Source organism: Qipengyuania intermedia (assembly GCF_019711615.1).
GTDB lineage: Bacteria > Pseudomonadota > Alphaproteobacteria > Sphingomonadales > Sphingomonadaceae > Qipengyuania > Qipengyuania intermedia.
Window position 1 is genome coordinate 425542 of record NZ_JAIGNS010000002.1, and the last position, 16716, is coordinate 442257.

Annotated in this window: 18 protein-coding genes; 9 read left to right on the forward strand and 9 right to left on the reverse strand. The window is 64.0% G+C overall.

The window, feature by feature from the left end:
• Positions 1–22: 22 nt before the first annotated feature.
• Positions 23–733, forward strand: coding sequence for a TIGR02186 family protein (locus K3179_RS08420; RefSeq protein WP_221565463.1), 711 nt, complete (start codon positions 23–25; stop codon positions 731–733).
• Between the two features lie 98 nt (positions 734–831).
• On the forward strand, positions 832–2835 hold the full coding sequence (locus tag K3179_RS08425; RefSeq protein ID WP_247712912.1) for an ATP-binding protein: 2004 nt from the start codon (positions 832–834) through the stop codon (positions 2833–2835).
• 125 nt (positions 2836–2960) lie between these two features.
• On the opposite strand, the gene K3179_RS08430 is transcribed toward K3179_RS08425, so the two are convergent.
• Entirely contained in the window at positions 2961–3695 is a 735-nt protein-coding gene (locus K3179_RS08430) for a 7-carboxy-7-deazaguanine synthase QueE (protein WP_221563957.1), read from the reverse strand.
• 180 nt (positions 3696–3875) lie between these two features.
• Positions 3876–6584, reverse strand: a complete 2709-nt coding sequence (locus tag K3179_RS08435; protein ID WP_221563966.1) for a valine--tRNA ligase — start codon at positions 6582–6584, stop codon at positions 3876–3878.
• A 103-nt stretch (positions 6585–6687) separates the two neighbouring features.
• Here K3179_RS08435 and K3179_RS08440 point away from each other — a divergent pair, with 103 nt between their 5' ends.
• The 5 genes from K3179_RS08440 to K3179_RS08460 all read left to right on the forward strand — a co-directional run bounded on the left by K3179_RS08440 (position 6688) and on the right by K3179_RS08460 (position 10552).
• On the forward strand, positions 6688–7797 hold the full coding sequence (locus K3179_RS08440; RefSeq protein ID WP_221563968.1) for an MlaE family ABC transporter permease: 1110 nt from the start codon (positions 6688–6690) through the stop codon (positions 7795–7797).
• The gene (locus K3179_RS08445; RefSeq protein ID WP_221563970.1) at positions 7797–8693 is read left to right on the forward strand and encodes an ABC transporter ATP-binding protein; all 897 of its coding nucleotides are present in this window, start codon (positions 7797–7799) and stop codon (positions 8691–8693) included. The genes K3179_RS08440 and K3179_RS08445 overlap by 1 nt, the downstream gene beginning before the upstream one ends.
• A gap of 3 nt (positions 8694–8696) precedes the next feature.
• Positions 8697–9644 (forward strand): MlaD family protein, encoded by a 948-nt coding sequence (locus K3179_RS08450; RefSeq protein ID WP_221563972.1) that lies wholly within the window; start codon positions 8697–8699, stop codon positions 9642–9644.
• On the forward strand, positions 9641–10243 hold the full coding sequence (locus K3179_RS08455; RefSeq protein ID WP_221563974.1) for an ABC-type transport auxiliary lipoprotein family protein: 603 nt from the start codon (positions 9641–9643) through the stop codon (positions 10241–10243). Before K3179_RS08450 ends, K3179_RS08455 begins: the two co-directional genes overlap by 4 nt.
• Positions 10244–10333: 90 nt before the next feature.
• Positions 10334–10552: a hypothetical protein gene (locus K3179_RS08460; protein WP_221563976.1), complete on the forward strand. Its 219-nt coding sequence runs from the start codon at positions 10334–10336 to the stop codon at positions 10550–10552.
• A gap of 98 nt (positions 10553–10650) precedes the next feature.
• Here the strand turns inward: K3179_RS08460 and K3179_RS08465 are convergent, their stop codons facing one another.
• From K3179_RS08465 to crcB, 7 genes are read right to left on the reverse strand one after another with little or no spacing between them, the layout of a single operon-like run.
• Positions 10651–11898 (reverse strand): class I SAM-dependent methyltransferase, encoded by a 1248-nt coding sequence (locus K3179_RS08465; protein WP_221563978.1) that lies wholly within the window; start codon positions 11896–11898, stop codon positions 10651–10653.
• Between the two features lie 45 nt (positions 11899–11943).
• A complete protein-coding gene (locus tag K3179_RS08470; RefSeq protein WP_221563979.1) occupies positions 11944–12636 on the reverse strand; it encodes an ATP12 family chaperone protein in 693 nt (230 codons plus the stop codon).
• A complete protein-coding gene (locus K3179_RS08475) occupies positions 12636–12845 on the reverse strand; it encodes a hypothetical protein (RefSeq protein ID WP_221563981.1) in 210 nt (69 codons plus the stop codon). Before K3179_RS08475 ends, K3179_RS08470 begins: the two co-directional genes overlap by 1 nt.
• The gene (locus K3179_RS08480; protein ID WP_221563983.1) at positions 12835–13491 is read right to left on the reverse strand and encodes an HAD-IA family hydrolase; all 657 of its coding nucleotides are present in this window, start codon (positions 13489–13491) and stop codon (positions 12835–12837) included. The genes K3179_RS08475 and K3179_RS08480 overlap by 11 nt, the downstream gene beginning before the upstream one ends.
• Complete coding sequence (locus K3179_RS08485; RefSeq protein WP_221563985.1) at positions 13488–14087, reverse strand: FMN-binding negative transcriptional regulator; 600 nt, start codon at positions 14085–14087, stop codon at positions 13488–13490. Before K3179_RS08485 ends, K3179_RS08480 begins: the two co-directional genes overlap by 4 nt.
• Positions 14087–15220 carry an RluA family pseudouridine synthase gene (locus K3179_RS08490; protein WP_221563987.1) on the reverse strand — a complete coding sequence of 378 codons (1134 nt, stop codon included), beginning with the start codon at positions 15218–15220 and terminating at the stop codon, positions 14087–14089. The genes K3179_RS08485 and K3179_RS08490 overlap by 1 nt, the downstream gene beginning before the upstream one ends.
• The gene (gene crcB / locus K3179_RS08495) at positions 15217–15627 is read right to left on the reverse strand and encodes a fluoride efflux transporter CrcB (RefSeq protein ID WP_221563989.1); all 411 of its coding nucleotides are present in this window, start codon (positions 15625–15627) and stop codon (positions 15217–15219) included. The genes K3179_RS08490 and crcB overlap by 4 nt, the downstream gene beginning before the upstream one ends.
• A gap of 205 nt (positions 15628–15832) precedes the next feature.
• Between crcB and rpsU the strand changes: the two genes are divergently transcribed.
• Both rpsU and K3179_RS08505 read left to right on the forward strand, forming a co-directional pair.
• Positions 15833–16039: a 30S ribosomal protein S21 gene (gene rpsU / locus K3179_RS08500; protein WP_006834591.1), complete on the forward strand. Its 207-nt coding sequence runs from the start codon at positions 15833–15835 to the stop codon at positions 16037–16039.
• Positions 16040–16121: 82 nt separating this feature from the next.
• The gene (locus K3179_RS08505) at positions 16122–16697 is read left to right on the forward strand and encodes an FKBP-type peptidyl-prolyl cis-trans isomerase (RefSeq protein WP_221563991.1); all 576 of its coding nucleotides are present in this window, start codon (positions 16122–16124) and stop codon (positions 16695–16697) included.
• The last annotated feature ends 19 nt before the right edge of the window (positions 16698–16716 follow it).

Here is a 16716-nt window from a genome sequence, read left to right on the forward strand (position 1 = left end):
CCTTGTTGCTGCCTTCTTCCTGATGGGGCAGCGCGATCCGGTCCTCGTTCCGGAAGTCTCGCAGCACGAGGTGCAGGTGAGGCAGGGCTTCGTTGGCCAGGAATTGCTGCTGTTCGGCGCCGTCCTCGACCCTGCGGGCCGGGCGGGACAGGACTATGACATCGTCGTGGTCCTCAAGGGGCCGAGCGAACCGATCCGCCTGCGCGAGAAAGAGCGTTTCATCGGAGTCTGGGTGAATGCGGAGAGCAGCGATTTCCGCTCCGTGCCCAGCTATTTCGCGGTCGCCTCCTCTCGCCCGATTACCGAGATCGTCGATGACAAGACGGCTGCGATTTACGAATTCGGCACGAACTACATCCAGTTGTCGCCCAGCGGATCTTTCGATCCTGAAGAGCAGCGGCGTTTTGCCGCAGGCCTCGTGGACCTAAAGCGCAGGCTCGGCCTGTACCGCGAAGATTTCGGCGGCGTGCAGATCAGCGAAAGCGTGCTCTACCAGGCCCGCATCGAACTCCCCTCCAACGTGACGACCGGCACTTATACCGCAGAGACATTCGCCGTCACGAGAGGCCGCGTGATTGCCTCGGCCGTCTCGGAGGTCGAGGTAAAGAAGGTCGGTTTCGAACGTTTCGTCGAGGACAGCGCAAACGAATGGGGTCTTGCCTACGGCCTCATCGCCGTGCTGCTGTCGGTCGGAATGGGCTGGGGCGCGGGTCGCCTGTTCGCCCGTCTCTGAGGCCAGATTCCCGTTCATCGTTGACGCGATTTTAACCGTTCTGCGGCATTCCACCCCTGCAATTTTGCGTGATCTGCACGAGGGATGTGGGCCGAGTTATGAACGACATGAGCAAGGGCAATTTCCGGACTTTCGACCCGGCAAAGGAAGACGGCGCGGAGCCGCCGCAGCCGCGGGGGAACAGCCTGCGTGACCGCATTCGCCGTTCCGAACAGTCCCAGCAACCCGCTCCTGCTGCATCGCGTTCCGGCTATGTGCACCAGCCCCAAACGCAGCCTCAGGCTCAGCCGGAAGTCGAATCTCCGGCTACAAGCGCCCATCAGCCCGCCCCGCAGGAAGCTGCCGCCCCTCGGCAGGATCATGCGCCCGCTCCTGCCCAGGAACAGGCCGAACGCCCGGTGCCGCAACCTGCACCCCGCCAAGAGGCGGCACCCGCGCCCGTCGCCGCTCCTGCCGAGCCGCAGCAAAGCCGTAACGAAGCCCCCGAGCAGGGAAGCGACAGCGACAATGCGATGCAGCCCATTGGCGTGGTCCTCGAAATCGCAGGCTCCGGCTCGCAGGTAGCCATCGACCTGCAGCGCCTGACCGAATGCGCCGACGACAGCGATCCGTCCGTTGCCATGGCCGGCCAGGTCGGTTCGCAAATCAAGATCCGCGTCGGCAACAGCTGGCTGCTCGCCAGCGTCCGCAACCAGAAACAGGACCGCAAGGCGGGCAGCATCCTCGCCAATATCGACTTCCTCGGCGAAGGCGTGGAAGAGAAGCTGACCGGCAGGCTCCACGGCTTCCGCCGCGGTGTGACCCGCTACCCGGTCCCCGGCGCGCTGGTCTATCCCGCAAGCACCGCCGACCTCAAACAGGTCTATGCCAGCGATGGCCGCAGCGCGGTCACCATCGGCAAGGTCTATCCGACCAAGGACATTCGCGCCGGCATCTATGTCGATGCGATGCTGGGCAAGCACTTCGCCCTCCTCGGTTCGACCGGTACGGGTAAATCGACCAGTGCAGCCCTGATCCTTCACCGGATCTGCGAGGCAGCGCCCGAAGGTCACATCGTCATGATCGACCCCCACGGCGAGTACGCTTCCGCATTCCGCCAGACCGGCGTCATCCTCGACGTGTCGAACCTGCAGATGCCCTACTGGATCATGAACTTCGAAGAGCATTGCGAAGTCCTGCTGACCAGCAATGGTAACGACCGGCAGATCGACGCGGATATCCTCGCCCGCTGCCTGCTGAAGGCGCGCCAGAAAAGCCGCCTTGCCGAACAGATGGGCAAGATAACGGTGGATTCGCCCATTCCGTACCTGCTGTCGGACCTGTCGAACGCGATCCAAGACGCGATGGGCAAGCTCGACAAGGCAACCAACTCCGCACCTTACATGCGGATCAAGAACAAGCTCGAGGAGCTCAAGACCGACCCGCGCTACCAGTTCATGTTCTCCGGCATGCTGGTCGCCGACACGATGGCCGACTTCATCTCCAAGATCTTCCGCATGCCCGCTGGCGGCAAGCCGATCTCGATCATCGACGTCTCGGGCGTGCCTTCGGACATCACCTCGACCGTGGTTGCCGTGCTCAGCCGCCTCGTGTTCGACTTCGCGATCTGGGGCCGCGAGGAAAAAACTACGCCGATCCTCCTCGTTTGCGAGGAAGCGCACCGTTACGTGCCGAGCGAGAAGAACGCCGACGGCAACTCTGTCGGCACCATCCTGTCGCGGATCGCGAAGGAAGGTCGTAAGTACGGCATCAGCCTCGGCCTCATCACGCAGCGTCCGTCCGACCTTGCAGAAGGCGTGCTGTCGCAGTGCGGTACGATCATCTCCATGCGTCTCAACAACGACCGCGACCAGGACTTCGTGCGCGCCGCGATGCCCGAAGGTGCGCGCGGTTTTCTCGATGCCATTCCCGCGCTCCGCAACCGCGAGTGCATCATTTGCGGCGAGGGTGTCGCCATCCCGATCCGCGTCAGCTTCGACAATCTCGAAGAGGTCAAGCGCCCGGCTTCGGAAGACCCGAGTTTCGTCGAGATGTGGAGCCAGAGCGGCGGCGAGGAGGACATCGTCCAGCGGACCGTCCAGCGCTGGCGCAGCCAGGGTTAGTGAGGGTCTCGCGGCAGGCGATCTGACCGAGCCGAAGGCGAGGCAAGGCCGACCGGCCGCCCGCAGCGGGTGCAGCTTGCTGCACGTCTAGCGAGGACGCACCCGCGGAGGCGGGTGCGAAAAAATCACGTCCCTCTTGTGTCTCCAAACAAATGTATATGCAGGCGGTCGCTCATGCGGAAGCCGTGCTTGAGGCATAGATCGGCCAGCCATTTCTCGCGGGTGCGCAGCGTTTCGCTGTCGGTGCCCTCGGGCATCAGGAAGACATGGCCGGGGCGGAAGCGATAGCGTTCGTGGAGCGCGAGGACCTCATCCACGTCGGAAGGCTCCGCGATCACGAATTTAAAGAAAGCGCGCGGGTCGGTGGCGTAGGCGTCGAGCCGCTCGGGGATCAGCGCGAGGTCCGCCGGATTGCCGCTATGCGCCAGCTTGGGGCTGACGTTGAACTGGTCGATGCGGATGTCGAGCGGGACCGGGGCCTTGGTCGTTCCGTTGGTCTCGATCTCCACGCTGATATCGGGCAGGTGGTCCAGCAGCTTGGCGAGCGCCGGTGCCTGCAGCAGCGGCTCCCCGCCGGTAATCACCAGCCGGTCCTGCCCCAACGCGAGTATGCGCTCGGCGACCTCGGCCTCGTCCAGAGTGACCTGGTTGGCTTTTCGCTCGAAAGTCCGATCGTCGCGGTGCGGGCGATTGTCGCCTTCGAAATGCCAGGTGTAGGCCGTGTCGCACCACACGCAGGCAAGGTTGCAGCGCGACAGGCGCATGAACGCGACGGGCCGTCCCACGCTCGGCCCTTCGCCCTGCACGGAGGCGAATATTTCAGGCCCACCCGTATCGTCCGTGGCGAGGACTAGCGCCATCGGGCGATCTCCGAAGGCGACGAAGGCGACACCGTGTCACCCGGCGGCACAGCCATCAAAGCACTGGATTCGCTGGCAAATGCAGCGTCCCCGCCAGGGTGACACTTGGCGCGGAGAATTCGAGGGCGAGCGGTGTTCATGCCTGTCTTGTGCCACAGCCGGGCCGGGTAGGAAAATTTCCTAGCCCAGCCGCGCCAGTGCTGCCTTCAACCGTTCGATCTCGGCCGTGTGATGCGCGAAGTCGGCGCGCGCCTTTTCGACTGCCTCGGGCTTGGCGCGTTCGACGAAATTGGCGTTGTTCAGACGGCCTTCGAGCGATTTGGCTTCCTTCGTGGAGGCTTCCATCGCCTTGGTCAGGCGCGCCTTTTCCGCCTCGATGTCGATGACGCCTTCGAGCGGCACGATGAAGGCATCGTCGCCCGCAGCGACCTGCATGGCGGCACCGCCGGGCGCTTCTTCGAAGCGGACCGGCGTGAGGCGCGCGAGACGCTCGATCGCGGCGGCGTTCTCTTCCACGACCTTGCGGCCGAGCGCCGACGGGGCGGGGCAATAGGCTTCGAGCTTCGCCCCCGGCGCGATGCCGAGTTCGTTCTTCGCCGTGCGCACCGCGCTGGTGAGCGCGATCAGCCAGTCGATTTCGGCCTTGGCGCTCGCATCGACTTCGGCTTGCGGATCGGGCCATTTGGCGGTGATCAGCGGATAGTCGCGGCGATCCCCCTGCTTCGACCACAGCTCTTCGGTGATGAAGGGCATGAAGGGGTGCAGCATGACGAGGATCTGGTCGAGCGCCCAGCCGGCGACGGCCCTGGTTTCCTCGTCGAAATTGCCCTTGATAAGCTCGATATACCAGTCGCAGAACCGGTCCCACACGAAGTGATAGATCGTGTTCGCGGCGGCATCGAAGCGCAAATCGGCCATCGCCTGTTCGAGCGCGTTCTTCGTCTCGACGACTTCGCCGATAATCCACTTGTTGACGGCCTGCGTGGCAGCGGGTGCGGCGATGCTGGTGCTCGCACCGATGCCGTTGGACTGGCAGAACCGCGTCGCGTTCCAGAGTTTGGTCGCGAAGTTGCGATAGCCCTCCACGCGCTTCTCATCCATCTTGATGTCGCGGCCCTGGCTTTCCATCGCCGACATGAAGAAGCGCAGCGCATCCGCGCCATACTGGTCGATCAGGCCCAGCGGGTCGACGACATTGCCCTTGGACTTGGACATCTTCGCCCCGTCGGCGGCGCGGACCAGCCCGTGGAGGTACAGCCGCGGCCACGGCGCCTTGCCGGTCAGATGCATGCCCTGCATCATCATGCGCGCATCCCAGAAGAACAGGATGTCGAAGCCGGAAATCAGCAAATCGTTCGGATAGTGCTTGTCCAGCAGGTCGGTCTTGTCCGGCCAGCCGAGCGTCGCGAAAGGCCAGAGCGCGGAAGAGAACCACGTGTCGAGGACATCATCGTCGCGGGTCAGGGCGACGCCTTCTCCTGCCTTCGCCTGCGCTTCTTCCTCGGTCATTGCGACGTAGGGATTGCCCTCTGCATCATACCAGGCCGGGATCCGATGACCCCACCACAGCTGGCGGCTGACGCACCAGGGCTGGATGTTCTCCATCCAGTTGAAGAAGGTCTTTTCCCACGACTTCGGGACGATTTCGATGGTGCCGTCCTTCACCGCCTCGATCGGCGCCTTGGCGAGGGTTTCGGCATCGACATACCATTGGTCGGTCAGCCACGGCTCTATCACCACGCCTCCGCGGTCGCCGAAGGGCGTCGCGATGGTGCGCGGTTCGGCGTCGTGTTCGACCTCGTTGCCTTCCTTGTCCTTGGTGACATGCGGGATGAGGAAGCCGAGTTCCTTCATGCGCGCAACGACCAGCTCGCGTGCGCCGTCGACGCCGTCACGCTTGAAGCGGTGCAGGCCGAGGAATTCTTCCGGTACCAAGCCGTCCGCCGTCTGGCAGACATTGCCTTCCGCATCGAGCATGTTGAGCATTTCGGCAGGAGCGAAGCCCGCGCGCTTGCCCACGTCGAAGTCGTTGAAATCGTGACCCGGCGTAATCTTCACGCAGCCCGAGCCGAGTTCCGGATCGGCGTGCTCGTCGGCCACCACCTTGAAGCGGCGGCCGGTGATTGGCTGGAGGATGTCCTTGCCCACGACCGACCTGTAGCGCTCGTCATCGGGGTGAACCGCGACCGCCATATCGGCGAGCATGGTCTCGGGGCGCGTGGTGGCGACCACGAGGTAATCCTTGCCTTCCGACGTCGTGACGCCGTCTGCCAGCGGGTAGCGGAAATGCCAGAAGCCGCCCTTCACATCGACCGTTTCCACTTCGAGGTCGGAAATCGCGGTCTTGAGCTTGACGTCCCAGTTCACCAGCCGCTTGTCGCGGTAGATCAGCCCGTCGTTGTAGAGATCGACGAAGGTCTTGAGCACGGCGTTCGAGAAATGCTCGTCCATCGTGAACTGCTCTCTGGACCAGTCCATCGAGCAGCCGAGGCGACGCAGCTGCTTGGTGATTGCACCGCCGCTTTCCGCCTTCCATTCCCAGACCTTGTCGACGAACTCCTCGCGCGAGTAATTGGTGCGCTTGTCCTGGTTGGCCTCCATCTGGCGTTCGACGACCATCTGCGTGGCGATACCGGCATGGTCCATACCGACCACCCACAGCGCATCCTTGCCGCGCAAGCGTTCGTAACGGATCACAACGTCCTGCAACGTGTTGTCGAGCGCGTGACCGATGTGGAGCGAGCCCGTCACGTTCGGCGGCGGGTTCACGATGGTGAAGGGTTGGGCATCGGGCCGCTCGGGGCGGAACAGGCCGTTTTCCTCCCAATGCGCGTACCAGCGCTGCTCGATATCGGCGGGATCGAAGGTCTTTGAAAGCTCGGTGGTCATGCTGGTGCCAATGCCAGTGCGCATTGTGCGATGCAACGGGATATAGCCCTTGCGCGCTTACGTGCTTGTTTGGCGAGTGAAATCCGCCCATACGGGGGGCCGAATGACAGGGCTTGCACAATTCGAGATCGTCGAGGGGGACGGGGGCTCCGCGCTGGTGCTCACCGGGCCCTATCTCGTGTCCACGATCGGCGCGGTCGACGACGAACTGCGCACGGTGGACGCAAACGTCGCCACGATCGACATTTCCGACGTGTCGGAAATCGATACCGTCGGCGCGTGGCTGGCCTGTACGCTGGCGACCGAACACGATGCGGAAATCACCGGGGCAAGCTCGCGGGCGCAGCGGTTGCTGGACGCGATTTCGGGCCTCGGCGGGGAAGAGAAGCTTTCCGCGCCGCGCCTGCCGTTCTGGAGCCGGGTGCCCGAGGCGATGGGCGAGAAAATCTTCAATGCCCGCAGCGGCATTGTCGGGGTCGTGAGTTTCCTCGGCGCGCTGCTTATCTCTGCCGGTTCGCTGATCCGCAATCCGCGGCGCTTCCGCACGGTCGCTTTGTTCCGCCAGATGGAGCTTGTGGGCGTGTCGGCCCTGCCGATCATCGGCCTGATGAGCTTCCTTATCGGCATCGTTATCGCGCAGCAAGGCGCGGTCCAACTGGCGCAGTTTGGCGCGGAAACGCTGACGATCAACCTCGTCGGGCGAATCACGCTGCGGGAGCTGGGCGTGCTGATGACCGCGATCATGGTCGCCGGCCGCTCGGGCAGCGCCTTTGCCGCCGAAATCGGCACGATGAAGCTGACCGAAGAAATCGATGCCATGCGCACGATCGGCATCTCCCCGATGGAGGCGCTGGTCATCCCGCGCATCCTGGCGGCCGTCCTGATGATGCCGCTGCTCGGCTTCTACGCCTCGTGCATGGCGATCATCGGCGGCGCGGTCATCGGCGACACCATGCTGGGCATTCCCTTCTGGACCTTCCTCAGCCGCATCCAGGAAGTCGTGCCGACCTACGATCTGTGGGTCGGTCTCGTGAAGGCGCCGGTATTCGGCCTGATCGTGGCACTGGCGGGCTGTTATAACGGGATGCAGGTGAAGGGTAATTCCGAAGAAGTCGGCAAGCGCACCACGCTCTCGGTGGTCTCCGCAATCTTCGCCGTTATCGTGCTCGACGCGTTCTTCGCGGTCTTCTTCACCGAAATCGGGTGGGCGTGATGGCAGAGGGCGGCAAGGCCAAGCACGAGCGCTTTCGCGGCGATTATCCCATCGTCGTGGACGGTCTGATCAATCGCTTCGGCGAGCAGACCGTGCACGAGGATCTCGACCTCAAGGTCCGGCGCGGCGAAATCCTCGGCGTGGTGGGCGGTTCGGGTACGGGCAAGTCCGTACTCATGCGCTCGATCATCGGCCTGCAGCCGCCGTCGGGCGGCAATGTCAAGGTGTTCGACCAGTCGATCACCGAGGCAGAGCCCGACGAGGTGCTTGGCGTGCGCGATCGCTGGGGCGTGTTGTTCCAGGGCGGCGCGCTGTTCTCCACCCTGACGGTGGGCGAGAACGTCGAAGTCCCGCTGAAGCAGTTCTACCCCGACATCTCCGACGATTTGCGTCACGAAATCGCGCGCTACAAGGTGATGCTCTCCGGCCTTCCCGAAGAAGCGGTCAGCAAATACCCGAGCGAGCTTTCGGGCGGCATGAAGAAACGCGCAGGCTTGGCGCGTGCGCTGGCGCTCGACCCGGAACTGCTGTTCCTGGACGAACCGACCGCGGGCCTCGATCCGATCGGCGCATCGGCCTTCGACCGGCTGACCAAGGAACTGAAGGAAACGCTGGGACTGACCGTTTTCCTCATCACCCACGATCTCGATACGCTGCACGAAATCTGCGACAGGGTGGCGGTGCTGGCGGACAAGAAGGTCATCGCCGTCGACACGGTGCCGAACCTGATGGAACTCGATCACCCCTGGATACAGGAATATTTCAACGGACCGCGCGGTCGTGCCGCACTGACGGCGCAGGCGCTCGACGAACTGCGCCAGCACATGGACCGGCCGGTCGCCGCCCATGCTGTCAAAGCGTTGGACAAAACGCCTCCGGGCAAGGATAAGGCCTAACCAATGGAAACGCGGGCAAATTACATCTGGGTGGGGGCTGTAACGCTGGCCGTATTGGCCGCGCTTGCGCTCTTCATCGTCTGGCTGGCGCGCTGGGGCGAAGGCGCCCAGAAGGAATACGACATCTTCTTCAAGCAGTCGGTCGCAGGCCTCGCCAATGGCAGCCAGGTCAGCTTTGCGGGCGTGCCCGTGGGGCAGGTCAACCAGATCGTGCTGTGGGACAAGGATCCCGAATTCGTCCGCGTGCGCATCAGCGTGAAGGAAGAAGTGCCGATTCTGGTCGGCACCACCGCGACCATCCAGGGCAGCTTTACCGGCGTCTCGACCATCCTGCTGGATGGTGCGCGCAGTGGTGCGCCGCCCATCACTTGCGAAACCACGGCCTGCACCGAAGGCGTGCCGATCATTCCGCCGCAGGACGGGGGCCTGAACGCGCTGCTGTCCAACGCGCCGCTGCTGCTCGAACGGCTGGCGACGCTGACCGAACGCCTGACGCAGCTGCTGGACGAGGAAAACCAGGGCGAGATCGCCGGCATCCTTGCCAATACCAACCAGATGACGCGCAGCCTTGCCGAAACCGCCCCGCAGATCGAGCGGACCATGGCCGAATTGCAGGTTACCCTGCGCGAAGCGGCCGAAGCGCTCGACGAATTCGAAAAGGTCACGGCATCGACCGACCGCCTGATCAATACCGAGGGCGAGCAGCTGGCGCAGGAACTGCGCAAGACGTTGGCTTCGGCTGGCGGCGCGGCCAAGGCGCTGGAACAGACGCTCGAAGAAGCGCGCCCGGCGACCAAGCAGCTGACCGAAAGCACGCTGCCCGCCGCCGAAGCGACGCTGCGCGACCTGCGCGCCACCAGCAAGGCGCTGCGCAGCGTGACCGAAAAGATCGACGAGAAGGGCGCAGGCTCGCTGCTTTCCAGCCAGCCGCTGCCGGAATACGAACCATGAGACGGGATCGCGCGATGAACACGACCAAGACCCTCGCCATCCTTGCCCCGGCCCTGCTCTTGGGCGGCTGCATCAGCTTCGGCGCAGAACCGCCCGAAAGCCTGCTGACCCTGACGCCCACGGCCACCGCGCCTGCCGGAACCGGCGGATCGAGCGATGCGGGCACCGCGCTGGCGCTGACCGAGTTCGAGGCCCCGGCCGCGCTCGACGTGACGCGCGTGCCTGTGCAGGTGAACGCCACCGAGCTCGCCTATCTCAAGGATGCGGTGTGGGTGGAAAAGCCCGCCCGCCTGTTCCGCCGCCTGATCGCCGAAACCATCCGCACGCAGTCGGGCCGCGTGGTCGTCGACGGTGACGATCCGGGCGCGATGGCGGTCAACCGCATCTCGGGCACGCTGCGCCAGTTCGGCTACGACGCCTCGACCTCCAGCGTAGTGGTCGTCTTCGACGCCGTGCGCGCAGGCGAGGGCAGCGCAGTCGAAACCCGCCGCTTCGAAGCCGTGGTCCCGGGCGTGACGCCCGACGTGCAAGGCGTCGGCCCCGCCCTCAACCGCGCCGCGAACGATGTCGCGGGGCAGGTCGCGGAGTGGGTTGGCTAGGCCGTAAGGGCGCTGAAAGTCCGCTGACGACCCGATTGCGGACATTGGGTGTGCGTGCCACTATCCTTGCGGCTTGGTAGGACGAGTTCAATGAGCGAAGACGCACGCAATTCGATTTATCTTTGGTTGAGCACGCTAGCGTTCTTCGGTGCTTGCTGGGCTTGCCTCCACTTCGATTGGGTGGAGGGAATCTCCGACACTTGGCTTTGGCCTGTCTTTACAGCGCTGCTGGTCGTGAATGTCGTTCAGACCGTTCGCGGCGTCTGGCAGCGCCGTGCTTCCAATCCCAAAAACCCGAACCGCCTCTAGCTTCCGCTTTCCACCCATTAGGCGCCTGTTTCGGCAGCCTACTCCGGCACCAGAAATGAAACGAAGCTAACGAGCCGCTTACACCGCCCCGACCACCGCTAGCGTGACGCCAGTTCCTGCTCGCATTGCATCATGTAATCGCGCGTCAGCGGCAAGACGCGGCGGTCGCGGCAATACTGGATCTGGTAATTGCACATGCCGCCGTTCTCGAAGCTCGACGTCGCCCCCGCGAGGTAGAAGGTCCACATCCGGAAGAAGCGTTCGTCGTACATACCGACAATCGCTTCCCGGTGCTTCATGCAGTTCGCATACCATGCGCGCAGCGTTCTTGCGTAATGCAGGCGCAGCATCTCCGTATCGCTGGCGATCAGGCGGTACTTCTCGCTCGCGGCGACGGTTTCGGACAGCGCCGGGATATAGCCGCCGGGGAAAATATACTTGCGGGTGAAGGCATCCGTCATGCCGGGCCCACCGATGCGGCCGATGGTGTGGAGAAGCATCACCCCGTCGTCCGCCAACAGGTTGGCGCAGGTCTGGAAGAACGTATCGAACTGCGGCCTGCCGACATGTTCGAACATGCCGACCGAAATGATCCGGTCGTACCGGCTGCCCCGGTTCGCCAACTCGCGATAATCCACCAGCTCGAAAGTTATGCGATCGGCCACACCGGCTTGTGCGGCGCGCTCTTTGGCAAGTTCCAGCTGCTCGCGCGACAGGGTGATCCCGTGCACTTTCACATCGAAATGCCTGGCAAGATAGATGGCCATGCCGCCCCAGCCGCAACCGATGTCGAGCACGCTTTGTCCGTCGGCGAGCGCGAGCTTGGAGACGATGTGTGCAAGCTTCGCTTCCTGCGCTTCGCCCAGCGTTTCCACCCCGTCGGCCCAATAGGCGCAGGAATACTGCATGTGCTCGGGGTCGAGCATCAGTTTATAGAGGTCGTTGCCGATATCGTAGTGGTGCGACACGTTGCGCTGCGACCGGATCCGGTCGTTCACCGCCTCGCGCGCGAAGCCGATGCGGTTGACGATCCGTCGCACCAGCTTCGGCGAGCCGATGGTGCCGCCCTTGTCCCACGGCTGGTTGGAACGCAGCAGTTCGACAAGCTCCATGATCCCGCCCTGCTCGATGACCAGGCGCCCGTCCATGAAGGCTTCTGCCGCACCCAGCCGCGGATCGAGCACGATGTCCCGTGGGACCTTCTTGTCGGCGAGCCGGATCGCAACGTCCGGGAAGCCCTCTGCCGGAGACCCGAAACGGGAAACCGACCCGTCGGCGAAGGTGACGTGCAGCGTGCCGCGGTCGATGATCCTGTCGAGGTATCGATTGAACAAGGTCGTGCTCATGTCACGACCATATGTTGCCGGCGGCTATCGCGCCAGACATGATGATCAGGAGGCGGCCCGCGCAAACTGCATCGCTGCAAGGAAATCGCCCTTGCGCCTGGCGCGGCGTTCTTCGGCTTCTTCCTCGCGGCCCCAGAGGTCGGCCTGCCATTCTTCTTCGAGGCTGGCAGCGGCCCATAATCCGTCACCGTCGGCGGCTTCTTCCAGCGCTTCGAGCCCTACGCATAGCGATGCAGCGAGCGAGGTTAGCTGTTCCAGCGCGGCGAGGTGGAAGGGGCCGAGCGCGGCGAGGCGCTGGCGCAATGTGTCGAGACTGGATGCAGGCTGCGCCTTGTGGACGATCCCGCTCACGCGGTGCAGCGTCACGCCTTCGCGCGCTTCCATGGCTGCAAGGATCGGCTCCCACACCTCCTGCTGGCGGCGGTAGAGCGGCTCTTCTGGATCGGCGCGGTAGCACAGCGTATCCGTCTCCGCATAACCGACCAGCTTTTCGATCACGGCCTCGGCATCGCGTGCGACCACGTCGAGCGCATAGTCCGCCATGTCGCGAAAGCGGAAGGAGGCAGGGTCAATCTTTTCGCCCTGTGCGCGCCATTCCGCGGCGAGCATTTCGGCCATCGCCTCGCTCGGCAGGACCTGCGGCTGGCCGGCTTGCGTCTTGATCGGCCGCCCGTCGAGATGGACCGTCCAGCCGAGATCGGTCTCCGCGACGCTCACGTCCTTGTAGAAGCGTTTCATCACTCGCCCGATTTCCAGCGCTTGGAGAGAACTGCGGGCACCACGAAGAACTCGGCGAGGCCGATCACGAGGATGATGTAACCGACGAAAACGGGCAGATCGATGATCTTGCTGACGATCAGCGCGCCGATGAACACCATGACGAAGGCGCTCAGGCGGGCCATCTGGATCACCCAGAAACGGCGGGCGACAGTCTCTTCATCGGCCACGGATCATATTCTCCAGTTCTTCCATGGTGGAGGCAACGGACTGCGCGCCCGCTGCCATGAGTTCTGCGGGATCGTGATAGCCCCAGGCGACGCCGATAGCCCGCACGCCCGCGGCCCCGGCCATCTCGATATCGAAACTCGTGTCGCCGATCATGACCGCGTCGTCCGCACTCACGCCTGCTTCGTCGAGTGCGGCTTCGAGCATGGCGGGATGGGGTTTCGAGGGATAGCGATCCGCGCCGTGCAGCGTCACGAAGCGCTGCTTGATGCCATGCGTTTCGAGGCAGGAATGAAGGCCCCGGTCGCTCTTCCCCGTGGCTACGCCAAGCAGCCAGCCATCCTCGTCGAGCCGGGCAAGCAGGTCGGCCATGCCGTCATAGAGAGGTTCGTGCAGCGCCCCCGACAGCCGCGTTTCGCGAAACAGGCGCTTGTAGGCTTCGACCACCTGCAACCAGTCCACTTCGCGTCCGTCCATCATGAGCTCGCGCACGGCGAGCGGCAGGCTGAGGCCGACGGTGCGGCGGATCGCGTTGCGTTCGGGCGGGGGGCTGCCGATGGCGGCGAAAGCGCGTTCCATCGTCTCGCACACGGCGGCCTGGCCATCGACGAGCGTGCCGTCGCAATCGAATACGGCGAGCCGGGTCATGCCGGCACCTTGCGCATCCAGCGCGCCAGATGCGGGTTGCCGTGCGCCGCGTGTTGCTCTGCGATCCGCTCGCGGACAGGGGCGGGCTGCTTTTGCGACAGCTTGAGCGTGGGGCGCATGGTTTCCACTGCGAGTTCGAAGCCGACGTTTCCCTTGAACAGCTTCGCCCAATGGCTGTCCGGCGTTTCACTCGCCTGCCAAGGTTCTCCGCTGAGACCATCCTCGAACTGCGTTATGGAAGTGTGCAGCAACGCCTCGAGCCCCTCGTCATCGAGGCGCGACACCACCCCTTCCAGTTCGATCGCGACATAATCCCAGGTGGGGACGGAAGCGCGGTCGGCATACCAGCGCGGGCTGACGTATCCGCGCGGTCCGTTGACGACGATCAGCGCTTTCGCTCCGCCCAGATGGGCGGCCAGCGCGTTCGATCGCGCAATATGAAACCGCAGCGCGCCATCGCCGCTCGCGATCAGGGGGACATGGGCGACGCGCGGTCCGTCCGGCGTGGTCAGGAACACCATCCCGAACCCGGCCTCCGCCACAATGCACTCGATTAGCTCCTTGTCGTCGGTTCGGAAGAGCGGATTGGGATGCATCAGTGCTTGCCCTTGCCCTTGCCCTTTGCCGGGCCCTTTCCGCCGGTTCCGCCACGCGCTCTGCGCGGGCCGCGCTGGGCCTTGCGGTAATTCTTGGCGTGCTGGCGAGCCTGCTGCTTCTTCTCTTCGCGCGATTTGGGCGGCGGATCGTCACGCATCGGCGTGGCGTCGCTGGCGTTCTCGTCGAAACCCAGCTGTTCCAGCGAGGCGGCGAAATGTTCGGGCAGGTCGGCGGTCACGTCCAGCTTGCCGCCATCCGGGCTGTCGATGATCAGGCGGCGCGCGTGGAGGTGCATCTTGCGGCTGATCGATCCGGTCAGGAAAGCATCGCGCCCGCCGTATTTGCCATCGCCGACGATGGGATGGCCCATCGCCGCACAATGAACGCGCAGCTGGTGGGTGCGACCGGTCATAGGCTGGAGTTCGAGCCACGCGGCGGTCTTGGCCGCCGTTTCCACGACGCGATACTTGGTCTTGGCAGGTGCGCCGCCTTCATGGTCGACATGCATCTTCTCGCCGCCCGATCCGGGCTGCTTGGCGAGCGGTGCCTCGATCACGCCCTGCTTGATGTCCGGCACGCCGACCACCAGCGCCCAGTAGATCTTCTTGGCGCTTCGACCGGAAAACCGCTTCGAGAAGAACGCCGCGCTACCGGGCGTCCGCGCCACGAGCAGGACGCCCGAGGTATCCTTGTCGAGCCGGTGCACGAGGCGCGGGCGCACATCGTCCTCGCCTTCGACGAAGGCATCGAGCAGCCCGTCGACATGGTTGAAGGTGTTGGTGCCGCCCTGCGTGGCAAGGCCCGCGGGCTTGTTGAGCGCGATTGCGGACTTGGTCTTCTTGATGACCATGTCGTGCGCCTGTTCGATCTCGGCCTGGCTCAGCTCGCGCTTGGCCTTGGGCTTCTTGTGCGCCGCATCGCCGCCCGGGGGCACGCGGATCTGCTGGCCCTGTTCGAGCCGGTCGTCGGGCTTTACCCGCTTGCCGTCGACGCGGACCTGGCCGGTGCGCGCCCACTTGCTGACGGTGCCGAAGCCCACTTGCGGCAAGTGCCGTTTGAACCAGCGGTCGACACGGATGCCGTCATCGTCGGCCTCGACCGTGAACTGGCGTACTTCGTCGGAGGTTTTCATCCTGCCATCCTCATGACTGCAAGCCCGACCATCAGCCCGGTAATGCCGAGCGCGAAGGAAAGGACGGCATATAGTGTTGCGAAGAGATATTGTCCGCGCTCGATCAGCATCACCATTTCCAGGCTGAAGGCGCTGAAAGTGGTGAAGCCGCCCAGTACGCCTGCGCCGAGCAGCAGGCGCGTCTGCTCGCTCGTGTCGGCACCCGATCGCACCAGCCAGCCGGCGAGCACTCCCATAAGGAGGCTGCCGATTGCATTGACGGCGAGGGTGGCGAAGGGGAAGGCGCCCATGATCGGCGCGCCGAGCCATTGCGTCATCGCGCGCCCGGCCTGGTAACGCATGGCCGCGCCGATCCCGCCGCCGATGGCGACGTGCAAGGTTGCGGCGAGTGGGGAGAGGGTGGACATTGCGCGATCCCCTAGCCGCTCGCGCGGGTTTGCGAAAGGCGGCACTGCACGCTTGCCTTTTATGGCTCGAATCCGTATGTGGCGGCCATTCGAGCCGGTCCGGAACGGATTCGGCGCGCTTTTCGTTGATAAAGCGAAACCCTATTCAAGGAGGCATACCCCGCTACAAGCGGGCTCTGGCCCGTAAGTCGAGGTATTGAATTTTATGCAGATCATGGTTCGCGATAACAATGTCGACCAGGCCCTCCGCGCGCTCAAGAAGAAGCTGCAGCGTGAAGGCGTCTATCGCGAAATGAAGCTGCGCCGCCACTACGAAAAGCCCAGCGAAAAGCGCGCCCGTGAAAAGGCTGCTGCAGTTCGCCGCGCTCGCAAGCTGGAGCGTAAGCGCATGGAGCGTGACGGGATCAAGTAATCCCGGGTTGCGACCTACGACAAGCTAAGCCATGAGGGCGCGGAGAAATCCGCGCCCTTTGCGTATCACAGGCGAATTTTACATGACCGAGATCACCCGCGTACCGCTCCGCCCCATCAAGAAGGGCTCGCTCACCAAGCTCTGGCTTGGCGTTATCGTCGCCATCCTTCTGGGGGCAGGCCTGGCATGGGCCGCCGTGCCCAAGGGCGTGGAAGTGGAAACGCTGACCGAAGGTGTCGGTCCGTCGCCGCAGATCGGCGATGTTGTCTTTGCCAATTACGTGGGCACGCTGCCCGACGGCACGGAATTCGACCGTTCGCAGCCGAGCCCGTTCCCGCCCGAGATATTCCCGGCTGGCACGCCGTTCCCGCTCGACGAGCAGGGCGGCATCATCGAAGGCTTCGCCGAAGGCCTGATGCAGACGCAGAAGGGCGGCAAGTACCGCATCGAAATCCCGGCAGAGCAGGCCTATGGCGCAACGCCGCCTCCCGGATCGGACATTCCGGCCAATAGCGACCTGATCTTCGAGGTCGAAGTTACGGAAATCATGTCGCTCGAAGAAGCGCAGCAGCGCTTCATGCAATTGCAGGCCCAGATGGGTGCGCAGGGCGGCCCCGACGGGCCCCAGGGTGCCCCTCAGCAAGCGCCGGTCGAATAAGGCGCAAAGCCTGCTTGAA

Excerpts from the sequence above, each read along its gene's own strand:
- K3179_RS08460 (WP_221563976.1), top strand. The coding sequence starts at position 10,334 with ATGAGCGAAGACGCACGCAATTCGATTTATCTTTGGTTGAGCACGCTA.
- K3179_RS08490 (WP_221563987.1), bottom strand. The coding sequence starts at position 15,220 with ATGAAAACCTCCGACGAAGTACGCCAGTTCACGGTCGAGGCCGACGAT.
- K3179_RS08485 (WP_221563985.1), bottom strand. The coding sequence starts at position 14,087 with ATGCATCCCAATCCGCTCTTCCGAACCGACGACAAGGAGCTAATCGAG.
- K3179_RS08450 (WP_221563972.1), top strand. The coding sequence starts at position 8,697 with ATGGAAACGCGGGCAAATTACATCTGGGTGGGGGCTGTAACGCTGGCC.
- K3179_RS08480 (WP_221563983.1), bottom strand. The coding sequence starts at position 13,491 with ATGACCCGGCTCGCCGTATTCGATTGCGACGGCACGCTCGTCGATGGC.
- K3179_RS08505 (WP_221563991.1), top strand. The coding sequence starts at position 16,122 with ATGACCGAGATCACCCGCGTACCGCTCCGCCCCATCAAGAAGGGCTCG.
- K3179_RS08420 (WP_221565463.1), top strand. The coding sequence starts at position 23 with ATGGGGCAGCGCGATCCGGTCCTCGTTCCGGAAGTCTCGCAGCACGAG.
- K3179_RS08465 (WP_221563978.1), bottom strand. The coding sequence starts at position 11,898 with ATGAGCACGACCTTGTTCAATCGATACCTCGACAGGATCATCGACCGC.
- rpsU (WP_006834591.1), top strand. The coding sequence starts at position 15,833 with ATGCAGATCATGGTTCGCGATAACAATGTCGACCAGGCCCTCCGCGCG.
- crcB (WP_221563989.1), bottom strand. The coding sequence starts at position 15,627 with ATGTCCACCCTCTCCCCACTCGCCGCAACCTTGCACGTCGCCATCGGC.
- K3179_RS08425 (WP_247712912.1), top strand. The coding sequence starts at position 832 with ATGAACGACATGAGCAAGGGCAATTTCCGGACTTTCGACCCGGCAAAG.
- K3179_RS08435 (WP_221563966.1), bottom strand. The coding sequence starts at position 6,584 with ATGACCACCGAGCTTTCAAAGACCTTCGATCCCGCCGATATCGAGCAG.
- K3179_RS08470 (WP_221563979.1), bottom strand. The coding sequence starts at position 12,636 with ATGAAACGCTTCTACAAGGACGTGAGCGTCGCGGAGACCGATCTCGGC.
- K3179_RS08445 (WP_221563970.1), top strand. The coding sequence starts at position 7,797 with ATGGCAGAGGGCGGCAAGGCCAAGCACGAGCGCTTTCGCGGCGATTAT.
- K3179_RS08430 (WP_221563957.1), bottom strand. The coding sequence starts at position 3,695 with ATGGCGCTAGTCCTCGCCACGGACGATACGGGTGGGCCTGAAATATTC.
- K3179_RS08440 (WP_221563968.1), top strand. The coding sequence starts at position 6,688 with ATGACAGGGCTTGCACAATTCGAGATCGTCGAGGGGGACGGGGGCTCC.
- K3179_RS08455 (WP_221563974.1), top strand. The coding sequence starts at position 9,641 with ATGAGACGGGATCGCGCGATGAACACGACCAAGACCCTCGCCATCCTT.